This window comes from Polaribacter sp. SA4-12, from assembly GCF_002163675.1.
In the GTDB taxonomy this organism is placed as follows: domain Bacteria; phylum Bacteroidota; class Bacteroidia; order Flavobacteriales; family Flavobacteriaceae; genus Polaribacter.
Genome location: NZ_CP019334.1, coordinates 873,643 through 897,377 on the forward strand (window position 1 = coordinate 873,643; position 23,735 = coordinate 897,377).

General features: G+C 29.9%; 14 protein-coding genes. 4 read left to right on the plus strand and 10 right to left on the minus strand.

Annotated elements, in window-relative coordinates; all coding sequences use genetic code 11:
* Positions 1–8 precede the first annotated feature (8 nt).
* Together BTO07_RS03960 and BTO07_RS03965 are read right to left on the minus strand one after the other, a co-directional pair.
* Positions 9–2,480 carry an exopolysaccharide transport family protein gene (locus BTO07_RS03960; protein ID WP_087519993.1) on the minus strand — a complete coding sequence of 824 codons (2,472 nt, stop codon included), beginning with the start codon at positions 2,478–2,480 and terminating at the stop codon, positions 9–11.
* A 5-nt stretch (positions 2,481–2,485) separates the two neighbouring features.
* Entirely contained in the window at positions 2,486–3,298 is an 813-nt protein-coding gene (locus BTO07_RS03965) for a polysaccharide biosynthesis/export family protein (RefSeq protein ID WP_087522545.1), read from the minus strand.
* An 89-nt stretch (positions 3,299–3,387) separates the two neighbouring features.
* Here BTO07_RS03965 and BTO07_RS03970 point away from each other — a divergent pair, with 89 nt between their 5' ends.
* From BTO07_RS03970 to secA, 4 genes are all read left to right on the plus strand, one after another.
* Positions 3,388–4,164: an O-methyltransferase gene (locus tag BTO07_RS03970; RefSeq protein WP_087519994.1), complete on the plus strand. Its 777-nt coding sequence runs from the start codon at positions 3,388–3,390 to the stop codon at positions 4,162–4,164.
* A 59-nt stretch (positions 4,165–4,223) separates the two neighbouring features.
* Entirely contained in the window at positions 4,224–4,796 is a 573-nt protein-coding gene (locus tag BTO07_RS03975) for a cob(I)yrinic acid a,c-diamide adenosyltransferase (RefSeq protein ID WP_087519995.1), read from the plus strand.
* A gap of 170 nt (positions 4,797–4,966) precedes the next feature.
* Complete coding sequence (locus tag BTO07_RS03980; protein WP_004571063.1) at positions 4,967–5,188, plus strand: DUF2795 domain-containing protein; 222 nt, start codon at positions 4,967–4,969, stop codon at positions 5,186–5,188.
* Positions 5,189–5,334: 146 nt separating this feature from the next.
* Complete coding sequence (secA, locus tag BTO07_RS03985; RefSeq protein ID WP_087519996.1) at positions 5,335–8,673, plus strand: preprotein translocase subunit SecA; 3,339 nt, start codon at positions 5,335–5,337, stop codon at positions 8,671–8,673.
* 86 nt (positions 8,674–8,759) lie between these two features.
* On the opposite strand, the gene BTO07_RS03990 is transcribed toward secA, so the two are convergent.
* From BTO07_RS03990 to nadC, 8 genes are all read right to left on the minus strand, one after another.
* Positions 8,760–13,523, minus strand: coding sequence for a glycosyl hydrolase (locus BTO07_RS03990; protein WP_087519997.1), 4,764 nt, complete (start codon positions 13,521–13,523; stop codon positions 8,760–8,762).
* 48 nt (positions 13,524–13,571) lie between these two features.
* On the minus strand, positions 13,572–16,658 hold the full coding sequence (locus tag BTO07_RS03995) for a T9SS type A sorting domain-containing protein (protein ID WP_087519998.1): 3,087 nt from the start codon (positions 16,656–16,658) through the stop codon (positions 13,572–13,574).
* A 227-nt stretch (positions 16,659–16,885) separates the two neighbouring features.
* A complete protein-coding gene (folE, locus tag BTO07_RS04000; RefSeq protein ID WP_087519999.1) occupies positions 16,886–17,575 on the minus strand; it encodes a GTP cyclohydrolase I FolE in 690 nt (229 codons plus the stop codon).
* Positions 17,576–17,664: 89 nt separating this feature from the next.
* Positions 17,665–19,032, minus strand: a complete 1,368-nt coding sequence (hisS, locus tag BTO07_RS04005; protein WP_087520000.1) for a histidine--tRNA ligase — start codon at positions 19,030–19,032, stop codon at positions 17,665–17,667.
* Positions 19,033–19,198: 166 nt separating this feature from the next.
* Positions 19,199–20,137, minus strand: a complete 939-nt coding sequence (locus BTO07_RS04010; protein ID WP_087520001.1) for a YihY/virulence factor BrkB family protein — start codon at positions 20,135–20,137, stop codon at positions 19,199–19,201.
* A gap of 41 nt (positions 20,138–20,178) precedes the next feature.
* Positions 20,179–20,748 carry a pentapeptide repeat-containing protein gene (locus tag BTO07_RS04015; RefSeq protein WP_087520002.1) on the minus strand — a complete coding sequence of 190 codons (570 nt, stop codon included), beginning with the start codon at positions 20,746–20,748 and terminating at the stop codon, positions 20,179–20,181.
* Positions 20,749–22,851 (minus strand): M3 family metallopeptidase, encoded by a 2,103-nt coding sequence (locus BTO07_RS04020; protein ID WP_087520003.1) that lies wholly within the window; start codon positions 22,849–22,851, stop codon positions 20,749–20,751.
* 18 nt (positions 22,852–22,869) lie between these two features.
* Positions 22,870–23,730 carry a carboxylating nicotinate-nucleotide diphosphorylase gene (nadC, locus tag BTO07_RS04025; RefSeq protein ID WP_087520004.1) on the minus strand — a complete coding sequence of 287 codons (861 nt, stop codon included), beginning with the start codon at positions 23,728–23,730 and terminating at the stop codon, positions 22,870–22,872.
* Positions 23,731–23,735 lie beyond the last annotated feature (5 nt).

Consider the following 23,735-nt stretch of genomic DNA (forward strand, 5'->3'; position numbering starts at 1 on the left):
TTAAATCTTTATTTTATTTTTAAGAAACTTAATATTTTTGAAAACACACCTTTTGGTTCTTCATTTTCATGATAACCATAACCGTATTTCCCATAACCATAGCCGTAACCATAGCCATAACCGTATCCATAACCATAGCCATAATTATTCTTAATAGAAAAGTCATTTAAGACATAACTGATATTTGTAACTTCTTTATTCTTGTATTTATCATCTATCATTTTCATCATTCCTCTTTCAGAATAATCTTGACGAATAACATAAATAATTGCATCACCATATTTAAACAATTCTAATGCGTCAGAAACTAAACCAACTGGAGGTGTATCAATAATAACATAATCATATCTTTCCTGAAGACTTTTAATCATTTTATCTGCAGTGTCGTTTAAGAGAAGCTCTGATGGGTTAGGAGGAATTGGTCCGGATAAAATAAGATCTAAATTTGGTATTTTAGTCGGAATTATAATTTCATCTAATGTTTTTTGGTTAATTAAATGATTTACAACACCAATATCATTGGTTAAATCAAAGTCATCATAAATTTTTGGTTTTCTTAAATCTAAACCTATTAAAACGGTTTTCTTTCCACTCAAAGCAAAAACAGTTGCCATATTTATAGAAACCATTGTTTTTCCTTCACCACTAACAGAGGAAGTCAAAATTAAAGTTTTTGATGCATCTTTATCAGAAGCATTTTTAAACATAAACTGAATATTAGATCTTAAGGCCCTAAAAGATTCTGAAACTGAAGATTTCGGTCTATCAAAAACAGCTAAATTATTTTTCCCTTGATTTCTTCCAACAACTCCTAAAACAGGGATTGCATAATTATTTTGAATTTCTTCAGCTGTGTGTATTTTTGTGTCTAAGATTTCTCTAATTATTATATAAAACAACGGAATTACGATCCCCATCATTAACCCTACTAAGTAATTAAATTGTGGTTTAGGATAATTTGGCCCTTCCCCTAAATCTTTCGCTTCATCAATTATCTTAACATCAGACACATTCGCTGCAATAGCAGTACCTGCTTCATAACTTTTCTGTTTTAAGTAATTATAATTCGCTTCTGAAATTTCGAAATTTCTTTGATATTTTAATAAACCTTGTTCTCTAGACGGTATTTTTTTTAATTTAGAATTAGTGAGTGATAGTCTTTTTTTAATCTTACTAATTTTATTATTATTTATGTTTCTTAAATTCGCTATATTCTCAAATAAATTATTTTTAGCAATAGAAATCTCATCGTTAAGTTTTTTTAATCCAGGGTAATTTTCTGTAACATTTCTTTTTAAAGTCTCTCTTAAAGTTGACTTTTGGATAAGTATCGTAATTTCTTCGGCTATTTTAACATCTTGTATATCAATTAAAGCAGGCACTGGAATATTTTCAGAATATTGGTTATGCGTTAAAATATAACTCCTTAAGTTCTTTAAGTAATCATTAAATTCTAATAGAGTTTTTTTCTCTTTTTCAAGTTCAATGATTTCATCAAAAACTTGAGAACCTTCAGTAGATAAATCAAAAATATTATGAACTTCTTTATAAATTCCTAATTCTCTTTCTATTTTATTTAAACTGTCTTGCTCTCTTACAAATAATTCGTCAATATACTTTTTCGTTTTTCTAGCATATAGAATTTTCTGCTCTTGTTTTTCAGCCTCTAAAACCTGAACTGTTGCGTTTAAATATGTTACTATTCTTCTCTTATTCGGTCCACTCATAGATAAACCTAAAAGAGATGCAGCAGCAGTTATAGTCCTAACACTCACACCTCTATAAGCACCTACTGTCCCGTCAAAACTTGCAAACCTTATAAAATAAGTTTCACCAATATTGAATTTGTTATTCTTTCTCAAAGAAAAATTTAAAAAAGGTGTCTTTATTACTTCATCAACATTATACTCTTTTGAAAAATTGGATTTATCAGATATAAATTGACTTACAGTATTATCTTCATATACAATTAATTGATCTGAACCTAACTCATTAAAGTCAAAAGATAGTTTATATTTATTATCTCCTGTTATTTCAATTTTTAAAAGTTTGTTATATAATTGTGGTTCATCTGTTTGAAAATTTACAGTGAATGGGGTATAACCATAAACATCTTCCTTTCTGTACCTTCCTTCTTTAAGGTAATTAACAAAGAAATTTAATTTTTTCACTACTTTTTCATTGTGAGACCTAGAACCAATAATAACTTTTATCGTTTCTATTTCATCACTTGCTCCACCCCAATTAAATGCAATATTAGTTCCTGTAGAAAACAAAGGATTATTTTCTTCTTTCACAGAAATTGTAGTACTTAAACTAAACCTTTTTTGCTTATAACCATTCATAAACTTAGCTATAATCAAAGCAATAATAATAGTCGCTAAAAAAAGTTTCCAATAAGAAATAATTTTAAAAACATAGCCTTTAAAATCTATATTATTTTGAATTGTAGGTGTTGTAAAATTTATTTTATTATCCATAAATATTATAAATTTTTAGCTAAAATAACTGTAGAATATAACAATGTAAAGACTGATATTACTGTTGTAAAAGTCTGAAGTCCCGTAGTTCCAGTACCCCACGTTTTTTGCTTTAATGGAATAATATTAATAATATCATTGGGTTTGATATAAAAAACATCAGAATTAAAAGCATTTATATCAGTTAAATCAATGGTGAATTTTTCAGTTCCAGAAATCGAATTTCTAATAATTTCTACTTTTTTTCTATTACCAACTGTAGTAATATCACCTGAGTTTGCAATTGCATCGATAACAGAAACTTTATTTTGAAAGATAACCTTAGGTCCTGGGCTAGAAATTTCTCCGATAATAGTATATTTAATTCCTGATAATTTTACAGAAACAAAAATATCATCTTTATTCTTTAGATATTTATTTAATTCATTTTCAATTTTTTTTCTAACTTCAACTGTTGTATAACCTAAAACATTAATTTCTCCTAAAGTTGGCATTCTTATGTTACCATAACTATCAATACTATAACCAGAAAGGTAGCTAGCACCAGAACCAAAACTTTGACTTGAATTCCCTCCAGAATTATTACCTCCAGATTGTTTTACAAAAATTGATACCATATCTTCATTAGAAGATTTAATATCTGTGGATTTAATATCAATATTTAAAATATCATCAACTTGTAGTTTATAAGGAATGTCATTTATTCTTTTTATTTCCTTTTTTTGGATAGGTTCTCCTTGTAAATAAATTAAATCTTTACTAGGAACACATGAAGAAAGAAAAACTATAGATAAGAGTAGTAAAAAGTGTTTTTTCATTTTAATTTTAGTCATCAATAAATACAAATATACTTTTTAAAAGTGATTTGCTATAATTTTATTTTACTTTCGTTTTTTTTATAAAGACAATGATTCATCTAATATTAGAATATTTAAAATTCCTTTCCAAATCATCAAATCAACATGGAGTACACTCTCCTTTTGTATTTAATTTGGTAACTAAATGTTTTTACAAAAAAACAGATATTAGTTTATGGAAATACTTTTCAAACATAAAGCAACAGTTGTTAGACAACAAAACGGTAATAAAAGTCACTGATTTTGGTGCTGGTTCTAAAATTTTTAAATCCAACAACCGAGAAGTTTCAAAAATTACTAAAGTTGCAGGAATTTCAAATAAAAAAGCAAAATTATTAATTCGTTTAGTAGCTTACTTTAAACCAGTAAATATTTTAGAAATTGGAACCTCGATAGGTTTAGGAACTTCCTCTATTAAAATTGGTAATAATGAATCTCTAATTACAACACTAGAAGGTTGCCCAGAAACGAGTAAAGTAGCTCAAGAATTATTCAAAAAAAACGACTTTAATAAAATCAATATAATTACGGGTGATTTTAATGAAACTCTTCCAAAAGTTATAAAAAACCAACAATTCGATTTCATATATTTTGATGGAAATCATAATAAAAAAGCAACTTTAGATTATTTCGATATGTGTTTACCGGCTATTAACAACAATTCTGTTTGGATTTTTGATGATATTTATTGGAGTCAGGAAATGAAAGAAGCTTGGTCAGAAATAAAAAATCATCCAAAAGTAACGGTTACTGTAGATGTTTTTCACTGGGGAATTGTTTTCTTCAGAAAAGAACAAGAAAAAGAGCATTTTAAGATAAGAGTTTAACACTTTATTAGAAAAGAAACTTTGTAACTTTGATACTTTAAAATTAGAAACTTATTTAAATGAAAATATATACAAAAACTGGTGATACTGGTACAACGGCTCTTTTTGGAGGAACTAGAGTTAAAAAATACAATTTACGTATTGAAAGTTATGGAACTGTAGATGAATTAAATTCTTACATTGGTTTAATAAAAGACCAAGAAATAGGTAATTCTATTAAAGAACCTTTACTTGTTATTCAGAATGAATTGTTCACTTTAGGATCAATGTTAGCAACTCCACCTGAAAAAGAAACATTAAAAAACGGTAAAGAAAGACTTAACATACCAAAGATTGATGAAGATTCTATTCTGTTTTTAGAAAATGAAATTGATAAAATGGATTTAGAGCTTCCTCAAATGACTCATTTTATTCTTCCTGGAGGACATCAAGCAGTGTCATTTTGTCACATAGCAAGATGTGTTTGTAGACGTGCAGAACGTTTATCTGTTGAGTTAAATGATCAAGAAGCAATTAATAATGACATCATAAAATACTTAAACCGCCTTTCTGACTACCTTTTTACGTTGGCACGAAAATTGTCGAAAGACTTAGCAGTAGAGGAAATTAAATGGATTCCTGAAAAAAATTAATAAGTTCTTTTTTTATCGATTCGAAGAAATTATTAAATTTTATTTAACTTATAAATCACTGATTTTAAAGACATAACAAAATTTAATATTTACTTCACAATAAATTTCTTAAAAAAGACTTGCATAATTCAGTAAAAAAATTATTTTTGCACAAAATTAAACAATAAGAAATGTATTGGACATTAGAATTAGCATCTTATTTAGCAGATGCGCCTTGGCCAGCAACCAAAGATGAGTTAATAGATTACGCTATTAGAACTGGATCTCCTTTAGAAGTAGTAGAAAACCTACAAGATATAGAAGATGAAGGTGATTCGTATGACTCAATTGTTGAGATTTGGCCTGATTATCCGACTGAAGATGATTATCTTTGGAATGAGGATGAATACTAAATCAGAATAAAAATATAAAGTCTCTAAGGAGGCTTTTTTTTTGTTTTTTTTTTAATCGATAAAATGTTCTTTTTAAGTTGATAAAACTTGAATTCAAATTGAAATAACATAGTTACATAAGTAACTGTAAAACATACATATATATAATGAATATTTTAAATTCAGTAATTAAACTTTTTGTAGGAGATAAACAACAGAAAGATTTAAAAGGATTACAACCTGTAGTAGAAGACGTAAGAAAATTCGAACTTGCCTTCTCAAAACTTTCTCACGATGAATTACGTGCAAAAACAATAGAGTTTAAAGAGAGGATAAAAGATGCTACAAAAGAGTTTAATGATAAAATTATTACTTTAGAAGAAGAAGCTAAAACTGCAGAAATAGATCGTCAAGAAGATATTTATACAGAAATAGATTCTTTAAAAGATGAAGCTTATACTGTTTCTGAAGCAACTTTACTTCAAATTATGCCAGAAGCTTTTGCTGTAGTAAAAGAAACTGCAAAACGCTTTGTAGAAAACACAGAAATTGAAGTAACTGCCTCTCCTTTTGATAGAGAATTATCAGCAGAAAGAGACAATGTTACTTTAGAAGGCGATAAAGCACTTTGGGCAAATTCTTGGGATGCATCAGGAAAACCCGTTACTTGGGATATGGTTCATTACGATGTTCAATTAATTGGTGGTTCTGTTTTACATCAAGGTAAAGTTGCAGAAATGATGACTGGTGAAGGGAAAACATTAGTTTCTACCCTACCCGTTTATTTAAATGCTTTAACAGGAAATGGAGTTCACTTAGTAACTGTAAATGATTATTTAGCAAAACGTGATAAAGCGTGGATGGGACCAATTTTTGAGTTTCACGGTTTTACAACAGACTGTATTGATTATCATCAACCAAATTCTGACGAACGTAGAAAAGCATACAACGCAGACATTACTTATGGAACAAATAACGAATTTGGTTTCGATTATTTGCGTGATAATATGGCAAGTTCTAAAGACGATTTAGTTCAAAGAGCACCAAATTATGCGATTATTGATGAAGTAGATTCAGTTTTAATTGATGATGCTAGAACTCCATTAATTATTTCTGGAGCAGTTCCTCAAGGAGATAGACATGAGTTTACAGAATTAAAACCTTTAGTATCTGATTTAGTTACTTTACAAAAACAACATTTAGTTGGTGTTTTTGCAGAAGCTAAAAAATTAATTGCTGATGGAAATGATAAAGATGGTGGATTCTTATTATTAAGAGTTTATAGAGGTTTGCCTAAAAACAAAGCTTTAATAAAATATTTATCTCAAGAAGGAATCAAACAAATCTTGCAAAAAACAGAGAACTATTACATGCAAGATAACAACAAATTAATGCCAGAAGTCGATGAAGATTTATGGTTTGTTGTTGAAGAAAAAAATAATCAAATTGATTTAACAGATAAAGGAATTGCAGATTTATCAAAAAGTACAGATAATGACAACTTCTTTGTTTTACCAGATATTGGTGTAAAAATTGGTGAGATTGATGCATCAGAAAGTACATCAGAAGAAAAAATTTCTCAAAAGGAAGAATTATATAAAGACTTTAGTATTAAAAGTGAACGTATTCATACAATGAATCAACTATTGAAAGCATACACTGTTTTCGAAAAAGATGTTGAATATGTTGTGATGGAAAATAAAGTAATGATTGTTGATGAGCAGACTGGTCGTATTATGGATGGTCGTCGTTATTCTGATGGGTTACACCAAGCAATTGAAGCAAAAGAAAATGTAAAAATTGAAGATGCTACTCAAACTTTTGCAACTGTAACGCTACAGAATTACTTTAGAATGTACAGAAAACTGTCTGGTATGACGGGTACTGCAATTACTGAAGCAGGTGAATTATGGGAAATCTACAAGTTAGACGTAGTTGAAATTCCTACTAACAAACCAATTCAAAGAGATGATAAAGAAGATTTAATCTACAAAACGGCACGTGAAAAATACAATGCAGTTATTGAAGATATCGTAAAACTAGTTGAACAAAACAGACCTGTTTTAGTTGGTACAACTTCTGTAGAAATATCAGAATTATTAGGTAGAATGTTACAAATGCGTAAGATTCCTCATAATATATTAAATGCAAAATTACACAAACGTGAAGCTGATGTTGTTGCTCAAGCAGGTAAACCTGGTGTTGTAACAATTGCAACAAATATGGCTGGTCGTGGTACAGATATTAAATTATCTGATGAAGTAAAAGGTTCTGGTGGTTTAGCTATTATTGGTACAGAAAGACACGATTCTCGAAGAGTAGATAGACAGTTAAGAGGACGTGCAGGAAGACAAGGTGATGTTGGTTCTACTCAGTTTTATGTTGCTTTAGATGACAATTTAATGCGTCTTTTTGGTTCTGATAGAATTGCCAAAATGATGGATAGAATGGGATTAAAAGAAGGTGAAGTAATTCAGCATTCTATGATTACCAAATCTATTGAAAGAGCACAAAAGAAAGTTGAAGAAAACAACTTTGGTATTCGTAAACGTTTATTAGAATATGATGATATTATGAACTCTCAACGTGAGTTTGTATACCAAAGAAGAAGACATGCTTTGGATGGTAAACGTTTGCAAGTTGATATTGCAAATATGATTTATGATACACTTGAATCTATAATCGGTGCTAATAAACTGGCAAAAGATTTTCAAAATTTCGAATTCGAATTGATTCGTTTTTCATCAATGGCTTCTCCTATTTCTGAGAATGAATTTAATAAATTAACAGAAAAAGAAATCGCTGATAAATTATATGATATCGTTGCTGAACATTACAAAAACAAGATTGAAAGGAATGCGGTTTTAGCATTTCCTGTAATTAAAGATGTTTTTGAAAATGAAGGTGATAGATATGAGCGAATTGTAGTTCCTTTTACAGACGGAACTAAATCTTTACAAGTTGTTACCAACTTAAAAGAAGCTTATGAAAGTGAAGGAAAAAGTTTAATTACAGATTTCGAGAAAAACATCACTTTAGCAATTATTGATGAAAATTGGAAAGATCATTTACGTAAAATGGATGATTTAAAACAATCTGTTCAGAATGCATCTTATGAGCAAAAAGATCCTTTACTAATCTATAAGTTTGAAGCTTTTGAATTATTTAAACTTACTGTTGATAATATAAATAAAGAGGTTTTATCTTTCTTATTTAAAGGAGAATTACCAAAGCAAGATAAAAATCAAATTTCTGAAGCACGTCAACAAAAAAGAGAAAATTTGAACACAAGTAAAGCAGATGTTCAAAACTCTACAGAACAAGCAATTAAAAACTCTAGACAACAACAAGAACCTGTTGAAACAATTGTACGCGATCAACCAAAAATTGGTAGAAATGAACGTGTTACAATTAAAAATGTAATGAGTGGTGAAGAAAAAGAAGTAAAATTTAAACAAGCTATTCCTTTAATTGAAAAAGGAGAATGGGTTGTGGTAAATCAATAAAAATTGTTTCTTAGGAATAATAACAAATTAAAAATCCGTTTAGAAATTCTAAACGGATTTTTTTATACTTAAAAATGACTTGTAAATTACTCTTTTATAAATTTGGTTGTAAAAGACACATCATTCGAAATAATTTTTATCACATAAAGTCCACTTGATAATTCTTCTATATTCATTTTATCTAAATCTTGATGAAATTCAATTACCTTTTTTCCAATTACTGAATAAATTTCAACCTTAGTTATCGTCTTAATTGGTGAATTTAATTTCAAAATATTTTTTACAGGATTTGGATATAATTTTATAGTTGCTGCTAAAACATCATTATTAACATTTAACGTACAATTAGTACCTACTTTATAAGAAAAATATTTTGTTACTGACAAACCTCCAGCATAAGCAAATTTACATGCATAACTAATTGTTTGACCATTTGTAAAACCACTTAAAGTTTTTGTGAATTTTTTACCTCCAGCATTATTCATTTGTGTTTCTGCAAATGGAGCTTCTTTCCATAAATAAGCAACAACACCTGTTTTGTCTGAATCTAATAATTCAAATGTTAATGTAACATCTGTACCATTTGAAGTAAAGGCATAATTATAACCGGTTGCAAATGCACCTTGTATTGATTTATTATCTATTCCAGAACATTCTGAATTCATATTTTCTGTAGTTGTTGCTTGCACAGAAATTGAGCTACTACTAGCTATATTACCTGATAAATCTTTTACCTGAACACTAAATGTATAAGCTGTTTCTGCAGTTAAACCATTTATAATATGTGATTTTTGCGTTCCAGAATCTCCATTAACAGATTCAGTAGAATTCCCATTTGTTATAGAATACACCACTTTTCCTGAATTATCTGTAGCATTTAATAAAATTTCAACTGATGATGAAGTTATTACACCAATACTAACTGCTAGGTTTTCAGGAGCTAACACATCAGAAGTACTACCTGTACAATTATCACCTACTACATAACTAAAGTATTTTGTTGCTGATGAACCACCTGAATAAGCAAATTTACAAGCGTAACTAATAGTCTCACCGATTGTAAAACCACTAATGGTTTTAGAAAAGGTTAAACCTGATACATTTTCTAATTGACTCTCCCCAAAAGGAGATTGTTTCCATAAATAAGCTACAACACCTGCTTTATCTGTATCTAATAATGTAAAAGAAATGGTTACACTTGTACCAACAGTTTCATAAGAAACTTCATATCCTGTAGAGAAATTACCTTGCTGAGATTCTGTAGAAGTTTCTTTACATAACATAACCTCTGATACAGAAACTGTAACTGGTTTAGAACTAGTTTTTGCATCATTATTATCTGTTGCTACTGCCGTAATTTCATGACTACCAACAATTGCATTTTTCAAAATAAAATTAAATGGCGCAGAAGCCTTCTCTCCTATTTTTGTAGTTCCATCAAAAAACTCTACTAATGAAACAGTACCATCTAAATCATTAGCAACTGTAACTATTGTAATTTCTTCTCCTTCTCTAAATGCTGCTCCTTCATTTGGAGATGTAATTCCTATAGTAGGACTTAAATTTCCAGAATCTGAAACAATAATTAAAACCTCATCTGAAGCTGAATAAGTACCATCATTTACAGTTAATTTACATTTATAAACACCATTCTCTAAATTTGAAATGTTTGGTGATGCAATTGTTTTACTACTAAAACTAATGATTGAAGGTCCATAAACTTGTTCCCAACTGTAAGAAATTGTTTGTCCTTCTGGATCATTACTAGCAGTACCATTTAAACTTGCTGTTGTTGTTGGAGAAATTATAGAAATATTTTCACCTGCATTTGCTATTGGAGGCACATAACTTAAAGTACTTTTATATGAAAATGTCATTTTACCAAGATTAAACTCACCGTTTTGTAAAAATAATCTTAAGACTTGTTCTCCTTTTGTAAGTTCGATGTTTGATACTGTTTTTGTTGCCCAATTTCCCCAATCATTAGAATTTGGCACAGCAATATCTGGACTTATTTTTTTACCTTCAACCTCAAAATGAAATGGTCCACCTCCACTTGAATTTCCTGATGCATATCTAAAACTTAGATCATAAACCCCTGCAGTTTGAACATCAATTGTATATTCCATCCATTCTCCAGCTCCAATCCAACCAACAATAGCTCCTTCTTGATTATTTGATTCTGCATCTACGTTTTCTTCAGTTCTAAAATCTCCATTGTTACCAATAGAAGTATCAACATAAGCAATATTTTGACCTATACCTCCTTCAAACTTATCATATAAACCTGGCTCAATAATTCCAGGGATTGATATTGGTGTTCCAGAATATGGTACTTGCTCTCCAACTTGAACCTTAATAATATTGGTAATATTAAATTGATTATTCACATATACTTTTGCATACACACCATGTACACCTAAGCTTAAATTAGTTACCTTAATTTCATAAGGAGCAGTTGTATCTTCACCTATTAATTCTGTTCCATCAAAAAATTCGACTTTAGAAATTCCTGTTCCAGAAGTAACAACTGATAAATTTACACTGCCGTTTGCAAAAGCTTGCTCAAAATCAGAAGACAAAACTCCAGTAGCACTTGCATCTTTACTAGTTTTCATTTCATTTGCAGGTACATTTAATTGAAATCCATCAGAAAAAGTAACTGTAATTGCTGAATTCGAATAGTTATGGGCTACATAAGTAGTTTCTCCATTTTTCTTAAAAGCGATTGCTATTGGGTAATTCGCTGTAATACTAGCATCTACAACACCTAAAGCATTTGCACTATGCAGCCAATGATAAGTTTGTGCATCAGAAATACCAAACTTTAAATTTCTTTCTGGATACGCATTGTATAAATCTACTGCAGCTTGTGGGTCTGTAAATGACAAATATTTCCAATAAGTATCATGCCATAAATTATCATTATTTTCTTTACTTAAAACACCTGTATTAGATGCAATTTCATTCCAAAGTTTTTTAGAATATTCTTGATTGTGACCTAAATAAAAAGAACCTGCATGAATAGGATACATTTCTATACCATAAGAAGCGGCAATATCTGCTGTCCAAAATGTTCCATTATCAGAAGAGTTTCCCCAAACTCTAGAAACTAAACTAAATTGTTGTTCTGGTTTAAAATTACGATCATATATATCAAACCAATATTCTTCTACTGCTGTTTGTTCTGTTGTATAAATATAAATTCCTAAATCTCTTATGGATTTATTATCAGTTATAGTACCCCAATGAATTAATGAAGAAGCAAATTGCATACTTTCTGAAGTTGATTCTTGGTCATTTCCTTGTGGAAAAGTTGCAAATCCGTTTGCCCAACTATGGCCTGCATAAGGACTGAAATTTCTTAAAAAAGGAAATTTAACATCATTTCTGTCAGTAGAAGCCGCATCTCTTATTAAGATATTAATCATATCTCCCCATTTAGAAGCCCAACCAGGTTCAAATTGCTCCATAAATGCTGCCGCATGAATAAAATAACCCCAGTGAAAATGATGATCATTTAAATTACCATCTTGTCCATGACCTGCAGGATAACCTAACATTGCAGACCAAGTTGAATTGTAATAAAACAAGAACGCAACTTCCCCAGATTCATGTGATAACCAATCTTCTAAACGTTCTTTAACAGTAGCAATCATTTTATCTCTTGCTGTAATATCGCCTGTTTGATCTGCGATTCTTGCAGTCTGAATTAAACGATTCATAACTTGACCTTCATTATAAGAGTCTGTCCAAGTAGCTAAACCATCATTTTTTATTTGAGAAATTTTAGTACCTAAATCAGCAGGACTAAAACCTGTACTATAATTTGCCAAATAGGGTAAAGTTGGTAAAATTCCTTTAAATGTGTTTTCAACAGTAAAACTATTTCCTTCTAACATTTTTAATTCTCCTCGAACAGAACCATAAGTATATGAACTTGGCACAGGAGAATTTGAACTTGAATTATACCATTGATGTGGCAACAAGCCCAAAAGCATATTAGAATTTGATCCTTCTTTTAAAGCTGTTGTTACTGAAAAAGTTGTTGTTAATTTTGAATTAGTTTCATTATAATTCCATGAAGTAGTTGTATTTGTTGGAAAAACATACGCATATTTTTTAAAGTCTTGTGCTACTGAACTGACATTGCTTGTATTTTGTGGTAACATAGCCATAGACCAATAGTCCTTTCCATTTAAAGTTGAAGTATATATGCTTCCTGAATTAGACCATGTACTTCCTGTTGGTGCATAAAAAACAAAATCTTGATCAGCAGAAGCATTTTCTATGATCAACATTTCATTAGAAATTGTTACAGAGCCTGAATTCACTTTTATTTCTACAACATCATCTGCATCTTTTTCAAAATATAAAAAAGGCATTCCAATACCAGAAGTAGCTTTTAACTCGTTGTCTCCATCTTTCCAGTTCATAGTAACTGTCCAATCAGAATAATCTGAAACGGTTGTTTTTGTTGTATTTAAACCTGTTAAACCAACTTCAATTGGTGCAGAATCTCCAATAACTCCCCAAGGAATATAGGTAACAATTAAACCTGTATTTGTGGTTTTCATTGTCATAGGATAATTAAATAAATTATCTGCGTGATCTTCTTTTACTAATTTAGACCACCAATCGTTAGTTGGAACAGGTTTTCCTAAAGCATTTCCTGATAATTGTGGAGAACCTGAAGGGAAATCGTTTCTACCAGCAGCATCTCTTCCTGGATGATTGTTGGTATAACTTGCACTACCAACTTGTGTTGTTTGGGCAGAAAAGGAAAAAGCGCAAAACAGTATTAAAAAAAAGGAAAATGTTTTTGTCGCAATCTGATTTTTAAATGTCATATTTTAATTTTTAATTTTCTTAAATTAGAAGTATTCTAATTAAGCAATCTACTTTTTAACAAGCTTCATAATTTTAACACCAGATGCTGTTTTTATTTGAGCAAAATAAAATCCAACTTTTAAATTAGATCCATCAATAACTGTTATGTTTGTATTTGGTATTGATGAAAACACATTTTTACCTTGCAAATCAAATACTTTAATAGAATTAATATTCACATTATCAGTTTTAATTGTCCAACTATTCTGACTTGGATTTGGAAAAGCTTTAAACGTCAAAACTTCAACATCATTGGTTCCAAGTGATGCTGCTTTCCAGAAATAGATATTATCTACATAAATATCATTTGAAAAACCATTACCTCCAATGAATTTTAAATGAATAACTTTTGTAATATCTGCTGTTATACCTGCAACAGGGATATCTATGCTTTGCCAAATACCATCTCCGTTTGGAATTGCATGAGGAATTTCTGTACCTGAACTCAGGACGGCTATACTAGGAATTACTCCATTAACAGTCCAAATATCTAAATGTAAAAATTCCATAGAAGTTAAATTTTGAACTGAATTAAACTCTATTCCTTGATAACTAAAATTTGTGTATGCTAGTACTGCATTTCCAGAACTTGTAGGTTGATACTCTGTATCTGCAGAACTAAGACCACTTTGTTGCCAATCTGGATTGTAATTTGCACCTATGATATTGTTATAAGCATCACTAAAAATTGAAATTACATCTGAATTTACACGAACAGTTGGTGTTGGCGCATTTACATTTGGTGCTCCAATATAAAAAGATACTGTATACGTTTTTATTATTGAACCATCTTGTGATGTTACAACTATAGAAGCTTCACCAGGAATTGAGGTAGCTTGTGTTATTACTCTTGAAGCTAAAGCATCTGTTGTTGTTGCCATAGTAATTTGAGGTACTATTGTTGTTCCTCCTGGTAAAGCCATCAAATAAGACTCTGAGTTAGGTGTAAATTCTACAACTGAAGTACCATCTACTTCTAAAACATTTAAAGTTGCATCCTTTCCTGCAATTACTGGGCTTTTATAAAAATATATATTATCAACATAGATAGCACCAGGTGAACCATTACCTCCATTAAACATTAATTGAATAGCTCTTGTAATATCACCTGTAATACCTGCAACAGGAATATCTATACTTTGCCATTGCCCATCTCCATTTGGTATTGTTTTAGGAATTGCTGTACCTGAACTAATTACAGAAATTGTAGGTAATACACCTTTAACAGTCCAAATATCTAAATGTAAAAACTCCATAGCAGATATATCTTGAACAGAATTAAATTCTATTCCTTGATAACTGAAATTTGGATAAGCAAGTACTGCATTACCAAAACCAGTAGGTTGAAATGCTGGATTTGCAGAACCAAAACCACTTTGTTGCCAATCTGGATTGTAATTTGCGCCAGATATATTATTATAAGTATCACTAAAAATCGAAATTACATCTAAAGAATTACGAGAAGGTGGTGTTGGTGCATTTACATTTGGTGGACCAATAAAAAAGGAAACCTTGTATGTTTTTTTAGTTGTACCATCTTGAGCCGTTACCAAAACAGTTGCATCACCAGGTATTGTAGTAGCTTGTGTAATTACCTTTGAAGCTGATGCATCAGATGTTGTTGCTAAAGTAATTTGAGGTACTACTGTTGTTCCTCCTGGTAAAGGCATTAAATAAGATGCTGAATTTGGTGAAAAACCTGCAACTGTATTTGCATCTACTTTTAAAGTACTTAAAGTTGCATCTTTACCTGAAGCTGTTGGTTTTTTATAAAAATATATATTATCAACATAAATGGCAGTTGAAGAACCATTACCTCCATTAAACATTAATTGAATAGCTTTTGTAAAATCACCAGTTATGCCAGCAACAGAAATTTCTATACTTTGCCATGCACCATCTCCATTTGTAATTGTATGAGGAATTGCTGTACCTGAACTAATTACTGAAACTGTAGGTATTACACCATTAACAGTCCAAATATCTAGATGTAAAAATTCCATAGCAGATATATCTTGAATAGAATTAAATTCTATTCCCTGATAATTAAAATTTGGATAAGCTAATACTGCATTTCCAGAACCATTTGGTTGAAAGCCAGCATTTGCAGAGACAAAACCTGTTTGTTGCCAATCCGGATTATAATTTGCTCCAGAAATATTATCATAAGCATCACTAAATATTGAAATTACATCTAGTGTTTCACGAACAGGTGGAGTTGGCGCATTTACATTTGGTGCACCAATATAATAAGATAAAGTATATGCTTTAGTAGTAGAACCATCTTTTGAAGTTACTAAAATAGAAGCTTCACCTGGAATAGAAGACGCCTGTGTGATTACTCTTGATGCAGAGGTATCTGAAGTTGTAGCCAAAGTAACTTGAGGTACTTGTGTTGTTCCCCCTAATAGTTCAATTGAATAAGAGCTTTTATTTGGTGTAAAACCTATAACTGAATTACCATCTACTTCTAAAGTACTTAAAGTTGCATCCTTTCCTGTAGCTGTTGGACTTTTATAAAAATATATATTATCTACATAAATAGCATGAGATGAACCATTACCTCCTGCAAACTTTAATTGAATTGCTTTTGTAATATCGCCTGTTATACCTTCAACAGGAATATCTATACTTTGCCAAGTATCATCTCCATTTGTAATTGTATGAGGAATTTCTGTTCCTGAGCTAATTACAGTTATGGTTGGAGTTACACCATCAACAGTCCAAATATCTAAATGTAAAAACTCCATAGAAGTTAAATCTTGCTCAGAATTAAATTCTATTCCTTGATAATTAAAGTTAGTGTAAGCAAGTACTTCATTTTCTGGACCTGAAGGTTGAAAATCTACATTTGCAGAAGCTAAACCACTTTGTTGCCAATTTGGATTATAATTTACACCAGTTATATTATTATATGAATCACTAAAAACTGAAATAACATCTAAAGTTTCACGAGCAGGTGGTGATGGTGCATCTGTGATAGGATTACTAATGATAGAACTTCCGCTACCAACTTGTGTTGTTTGAGAAAATACTACCAAAGAAAAAGTTAGTGCAATAAATGATAAAAAAGCTTTTCTAAAAGTTTTATACATAATACCAGATTTTTTTTTATAAATCTAAGATTACATTCTTTTTAAAACATTAAAAAAAACGCACAATAAACAATACAGAATTATCAATTTATCATTTAAACACACAAAACACCTATACAAAAACCATACTAATTAAATTACTTGATCCTATTTACAAAAAAAAACCGTTTAGAAAATTTCTAAACGGTTTTAAGTTTTTATAATAAAATTCTGAATCTAGTTCAGAACTAATCGAAATCAGTATTCATTTTTAGATAATCTAAAAACTCTCTTTTAGTTTCTTTTTCTTTAAATTTACCACCAAACTCTGCAGTAACAGTAGAGCTTTCAATATCTTTAATTCCTCTAGAATTTACACATAAATGTTTTGCATCGATAACACAAGCAACATCTTGTACGCCTAAAGCTTCTTGCATTGCTTGTACAACTTGCATTGTTAAACGCTCTTGAACTTGAGGCCTTTTTGCAAAATACTCAACAATACGATTCATTTTAGAAAGTCCGATTACTTTTCCGTCAGAAATATAAGCAACGTGTGCTCTACCAATTATTGGTAATAAATGATGCTCGCAAGTAGAATATACAACGATATTCTTCTCTACCAACATTTCACCATAATTGTAATTATTATCAAACGTAGATGCTTTTGGCATGTTTTTAGGGTTTAATCCCATAAACAACTCATTTACAAAAGCTTTAGCAACTCTTTTAGGAGTTCCTTGTAAACTATCGTCTGTTAAATCCATTCCTAAAGTGGTTAAAATATCTTTAACACTTTCCTGGATTCTTTCAATTTTTACTTCGTCAGAAATATCAAAAGCATCTGCTCTTAATGGAGTTTTGGCTGATGTACCAACGTGATTCTCTCCTATTTCTTCACTTCTTTCGTCATTCATTTTGCTGCTCAATTCAAACATTTCAATCTATATATTAAAGTGCAAATTTACGTGTTTGCAACGTATTATTATAATATATCAATAAATTAAACTTATAAAGTTATAATTTATTATGAATTTAATTTATTTACTAATTCTATTAATGAACAATCTGTTTGCTCACTAGAAATCATATTTTTTAACGTAAAAACATCGTTTTCAACTTTAGAAACCACAAACTCTATTTCTCTAGAAGAAACATACTTCCATTGTCGTTTTTGTTGCTTATTACTTGCACCTAAATCAGGATAAAATTCTGATTTAACATTATTTTCTCTTAAAGTTTTAATTGCTTTCATTTTTGCAACATCTGTAGTTGCATCAAAGTTTAAGAAAATAACTTTCGGTTTTGGCAAATCAACAGCTTTAAACAACCCTAATTCTTCTAAAACTAAGTAAATTCTATCCAATCCAAAAGAGATACCAACTCCAGAAACATCTTTTAAACCAAAGATTCCTGTTAAGTCGTCATATCTTCCACCACCACCAATAGAACCCATTTTTACACCTTCTGGTGCAGAAACTTCAAAAATAGCACCTGTGTAATAATTTAATCCTCTTGCTAAAGTTACATCTACTTCTAAAGCCGCAGTTTCTAAACCTAATTCTTCAACCGAATTAATAACAAAACGTAACTCCTCTACTCCACTTGTTCCTTCTTCAGAAGTCGATAACATACTTTCTAAAGAAGCTAACTTATCTGTATTAGAACCTGTAAAATCGAACAAAGGTTGTACTTTTTCAATGGCATCTTCAGTAATTCCTTTAACTAACATTTCTTTTACAACACCTTCTTTACCAATTTTATCTAATTTGTCTAAAGCGACTGTAAAATCGATTAATTTATCTTGTGCGCCAATAACTTCTGCAATTCCAGATAATATTTTTCTGTTATTTATTTTGATAGTTGTTCCTGCTAAACCTAACTTGTTAAAAACAGTATCATACAACTGAACAAACTCAACTTCTTGCCATAAAGACTTACTTCCTACAACATCTGCATCACATTGAAAAAATTCTCTAAAACGCCCTTTTTGCGGTCTATCTGCTCTCCAAACTGGTTGTACTTGATATCTTTTAAAAGGAAATGTAATTTCATTTTGATGTTGTACAACGTATCTTGCAAAAGGCACTGTAAGATCATATCTTAAAGCTTTTTCTGATATTTGAGAAGTAACTTTTAAACTGTTCTTTTCTGATAAAAGCTGATCATCTGCTTTCTTTAAAAAGTCTCCAGAATTTAAAATTTTAAAAATCAATCGATCTCCTTCTTCACCGTATTTCCCCATTAAGGTTGATGAATTTTCAAAACTTGGAGTTTCAATTGGTTGAAAACCAAATGTTTCAAAACTAGTTTTAATCGTATTCATTATATAGGTACGATTTGCTACTTCTGTTGGCGAAAAATCTCTTGTTCCTTTTGGGATGCTTGGTTTCATATATTTAATTATAAATTATGAATTTTAAATTATGAGTTATCTTACTCAAAATCAAAAATCAGTAATCTTTTATACATTCGTTTTTTATAGCTCGAATTTAATTTTTCACAAGAGTGAAAAACCTAATCCAACTTCGTTGGCAAATATCGTTAAAAACTTATAAATGTTATAAAGTTGAATCAATTTTATTTCTTTGTCTTAATACGTGTAAAGAAGCATTTAATTCAAATCCTAAAAGCAGAATAATTGCGTTTAACCAAACAAATAACATCAATATTAAAAGCGTACCAATAGAACCATATAATTGATTGTATTGTGCAAATTTTACAACGTAAATTCCGAATAAATAAAAAGTAAACAAAGAAACTATAGTTGTTAAAAGTGCGCCTGCAGAAAAGAATCTTGTTTCTTTTCCTTGTTTTGTTCCATATCTAAAAAGTAGTGAGACAATAGTAAAAATCATGACTAGAAAAACGACATTTTTTCCTAAAAGGAATAAATTTAAATCGCTAGTATTTAACCAACCTTGTTCATCTATTTTAGACAGTGCTACTTGATATAAAATAAGCGTAGTAATGGTTACTATTAAGAAAAAAGACATTAATAAAGAAACTCCTAATGACACAAAATAAGATTTAAAAACATTTCTAACATCAGTAATGTGATACGAATATTCAAAACCACCAAAAATTGCATTCACACCATTTGTCATTAAAAATATGGACAATAAAAAACCAAACGAAAGCAAACCTCCATATTGATTATTAATAATATCTCCCAAAACTGTATTTACAGCCTCAAAGGTTTGTGGTGGTAAAATTTCTTTGATAAAAGAAAACAAACCATCTTGAAAGCCTTCTATTGGAATGTATGGAATTAAGGTTAAAATGAAAAGCATAAAAGGAAAAACTGCCATAAAAAAACTAAAAGCAATTCCTCCTGCTCTTGTTGTTAAAGCTCCTTCAACAATACCAATAATGTACATTTCTAATACATCATATAAAGACATACCTTCTAAACCTGGAACTTTTATTTTCTTCCCAAATCTTACCAAAATATTCACAACTGGTATTTTCTCTAATTTATCTTCTATTTCTTTACTCATAAGCCCCTTTGTCTTTCAGACATTTCCCCGAAGGGAAAAACTTACTCGATAATGATTTTATATTCTGATAAAAGTCCAATAATATTATCTTTACTAAACTTTGCTCCTTTTAACTTGCTTTCTTCAGGATTAATATTAAAATTAAACGCTGTTCTAAAATCTGATTTCTCAAGATTTGTTCTACCAAAAACAGCTAATTTTAAATCACAATTATCAAAAACCGAACTTGTTAAAATCGCTTCTGTAAAATCTACTTCCTGTAAATTACAGTTTATAAATTTTGTATTCGGAATTTTTAATTGATAAAAAGACGAAAAATTTAATTGACAATCTTTAAATGTAAACTGCAATAAAAAAGGATCACATTCATTGAACTTCACTCCTATCATTTTACAATTGATAAAATTCACATCTTTAAATGCAGTATCTTTTACAATTGTATTGCTAAAGTTACATTCAATAAACTCACATTCTACAAACTGAATGTTTGATGCGTGAATTCCTTCGAAATTACAATTTACAAATGTACAATTCTCATATTCTCCTTTCTTAATTTTCGTTTTACTGAAATCAATTTTAGAATATTCTTCACTGTCAAAATAATCATCCATTTATTTTAATCCTCTCGCTTTTAACATTGGTGCTGCTTCTGGATTTCTACCTGCAAAGGTTTTATACATTTCTGCATAATCCATTGTATTTCCTTTTGATAAAACTTGTTCACGGAATTTTTGTCCGTTTTCACGAGTTAATAATCCATTGTCTTTAAACCAGTCATACGCATCATGACTTAACATTTCTGTCCATAAATATGAGTAATAACCTGCTGCATATCCACCACTAAAAATGTGTGCAAAATAAGTTGAACGATATCTTGGTGGAATTTCATCAACATTTAATTTCATACTTTTTAAAGCTCCTGCTTCAAATTTAGCTACATCTTCAATTTTTTCATCGGCAGAAATTGTGTGCCATTTCATATCTAAGCTAGAAGAACATAAGTTTTCAATCATAGAATATCCTTGATTAAAAGTACCTGCATCTTTAATTTTCTTCAATAATTCAGCAGGAATTACTTTTCCTGTTTTATAATGTAAAGCGTAGTTTTTTAATATTTCTGGATGTGTAGACCAGTTCTCGTTAAACTGTGATGGAAATTCTACAAAATCTCTCGCTGTACTTGTTCCTGAAATTGAAGCATATTTTTGATTTCCGAAAAAACCATGCAATGCATGACCAAATTCGTGAAACATTGTTTCAACTCCATCAAAACTGATTAATGCTGGTTCTCCTGCTGCTGGTTTTGGCGAGTTACAAACATTATAAATTACAGGTTTTTGGTTACGTAATTTAGATTGTTTTACAAAACTACTCATCCACGCACCGCCACGTTTGCTGTCTCTTGCAAAGAAATCACCAAAGTACAATCCTAATTTACTTCCATCTTCTTCAAACAATTCATAAACAACTACGTCAGGATGATACGTTGGAATGTCTGTACGTTTTTTAAAAGTAATTCCGTATAACTTTGTCGCTGCATAAAAAACTCCTTTTTCTAAAACATTCGTTATTTCAAAATACTGCTTTACTTCATCTTCATCTAAATTATATTTAGATTTACGAACTTTTTCTGCGTAATGATTCCAATCGTATGGCGATAATTTAAAGTCTTTTCCTTCCTTTTTAATTTCTGCCTGAATTTCTTTTACTTCAGATGCTGCTTTTTCTAAAGAACCAGGAATTAAGTTTTTAAACATGTTAAAAACTTTATCTGGTGTTGCAGCCATTGTTCCTTGTAAACTCCAACTTGCATAATTATCAAAACCTAAAATCTGTGCTTTTTCAGCACGTAACAAAACCATTTTCTTAACTAAATCACTAGTATTGTATTCTCCAGCATCAGCTCTATGTATTGATTTCTCGAATAATTGTTTTCTAATTTCTCTATTTTCTAAAGTTTGTAAAGAAGGTTGTTGCGTTGTATTTATTAACTGAATTTCATACTTCCCATCTTTTTCTAAAGACTTAATTTTTTCTTCAGAAAAACCTTTTAACTGAGTTTTATCAGAAACTACAATTCCGCCTTTTTTACTTGCGTCTAATAATTTCTTTCCAAAATCATTTGACAAACTAGCTATTTCAGAATTTATTTCTTTTAACTTTTCCTTTTTCTCTTCGGATAAATTTGCACCTGCTTTAGAGAAGTTTTTAAAATACTCTTTTACTAAGTGATTTGATTCAGCATCTAAATTAGCTTCAGACAAATTATTATAAACCGTTTTAATTTTTCCAAACAACTTTGTGTTCAATAAAATCTCATCACTGTGTTTAGAAAATTTCGGAGCTAATTCTGTTTGATTCGCTTTTATAGTATCATTTGTATGTGCACCAGCAAGACCGTAAAAAACAGAAGTTACATCATCTAAAACCTTACTACTTTCTTCTAAAGCTAAAATGGTATTTTTAAAAGTTGGCGCTTCTTTATTTGATGTGATTTTTGCAATTGCTTCATTTTGTAATTTCATACCTTCTAAAATTGCAGGTAAAAAATGAGCTGTTTTTATTTTAGTAAAATCTGGAGTACCATACTCCAACGTGCTTTTAGTTAATAAAGGATTTTTAGAAATATCCATCATATTTTCTTTTTTTGCTTCTTTAGTATCGCAAGAAATTACAAATACTAATGCGGCTACTATTATTATATATTTTTTCATTATTTATGTTGAATTAAATTAATCAATCGCTTTTAAACTCAAATCTAAATTATAAACAGAATGCGTTAATGCGCCAGAAGAAATAAAATCTACTCCACAATCTGCATATTTTCTAATAGTATCTTCATTAATTCCACCAGAAGACTCTGTTAAACAAGTATCACCAATTAAAGCAACTGCTTTTCTAGTATCTTCATAATTAAAGTTGTCAATTAGAATTCTATAAACACCTTCGTTAGACAAAATTTCTTTAATTTCCTCTAAACTTCTCGCTTCTACAATAATCTTAATATCTAACTTTTTGTCAGCTAAATATTTCTTCGTTTTTGTAATTGCAGCTGTAATTCCGCCAGCAAAATCTATATGATTGTCTTTAATCATTACCATATCGTACAACGCAAAACGGTGGTTTTCTCCTCCTCCAATTTTTACAGCCCATTTTTCTAAAGCTCTAATTCCTGGAGTTGTTTTTCTTGTATCTAATACTTTTGTTTTTGTTCCTTTTAATAAATCAGCAAAAAAAGCTGTTTTAGTTGCAATTGCAGACATTCTTTGCATTGCATTTAAAACCAAACGTTCTGCCATTAAAATAGATTGAGATTTTCCTGAAACATGAAAAACGATATCTCCATATTTTACTTTTTCTCCATCATTTATAAATGTTTCTACTTGTAAATCTTTATCTACGTAAGAAAAAACTTGTTTTGCAAACTCAACTCCTGCTATAATTCCATCATCTTTCACTAACAATTTTGCTTTCCCTATTGCATCTTCAGGAATACAAGAAAGTGAGGTATGATCTCCATCTCCAATATCTTCTCTGATGGCATTTTTTATAATAAGTTCTAGTTCTTTTTCAAATTGTTCTTTTGATATCATATTTC

Coding starts and splice junctions, on each gene's coding strand:
- BTO07_RS03960 (WP_087519993.1), bottom strand. CDS start 2,480: ATGGATAATAAAATAAATTTTACAACACCTACAATTCAAAATAATATA.
- BTO07_RS03965 (WP_087522545.1), bottom strand. CDS start 3,298: ATGAAAAAACACTTTTTACTACTCTTATCTATAGTTTTTCTTTCTTCA.
- BTO07_RS03970 (WP_087519994.1), top strand. CDS start 3,388: ATGATTCATCTAATATTAGAATATTTAAAATTCCTTTCCAAATCATCA.
- BTO07_RS03975 (WP_087519995.1), top strand. CDS start 4,224: ATGAAAATATATACAAAAACTGGTGATACTGGTACAACGGCTCTTTTT.
- BTO07_RS03980 (WP_004571063.1), top strand. CDS start 4,967: ATGTATTGGACATTAGAATTAGCATCTTATTTAGCAGATGCGCCTTGG.
- secA (WP_087519996.1), top strand. CDS start 5,335: ATGAATATTTTAAATTCAGTAATTAAACTTTTTGTAGGAGATAAACAA.
- BTO07_RS03990 (WP_087519997.1), bottom strand. CDS start 13,523: ATGACATTTAAAAATCAGATTGCGACAAAAACATTTTCCTTTTTTTTA.
- BTO07_RS03995 (WP_087519998.1), bottom strand. CDS start 16,658: ATGTATAAAACTTTTAGAAAAGCTTTTTTATCATTTATTGCACTAACT.
- folE (WP_087519999.1), bottom strand. CDS start 17,575: ATGTTTGAATTGAGCAGCAAAATGAATGACGAAAGAAGTGAAGAAATA.
- hisS (WP_087520000.1), bottom strand. CDS start 19,032: ATGAAACCAAGCATCCCAAAAGGAACAAGAGATTTTTCGCCAACAGAA.
- BTO07_RS04010 (WP_087520001.1), bottom strand. CDS start 20,137: ATGAGTAAAGAAATAGAAGATAAATTAGAGAAAATACCAGTTGTGAAT.
- BTO07_RS04015 (WP_087520002.1), bottom strand. CDS start 20,748: ATGGATGATTATTTTGACAGTGAAGAATATTCTAAAATTGATTTCAGT.
- BTO07_RS04020 (WP_087520003.1), bottom strand. CDS start 22,851: ATGAAAAAATATATAATAATAGTAGCCGCATTAGTATTTGTAATTTCT.
- nadC (WP_087520004.1), bottom strand. CDS start 23,730: ATGATATCAAAAGAACAATTTGAAAAAGAACTAGAACTTATTATAAAA.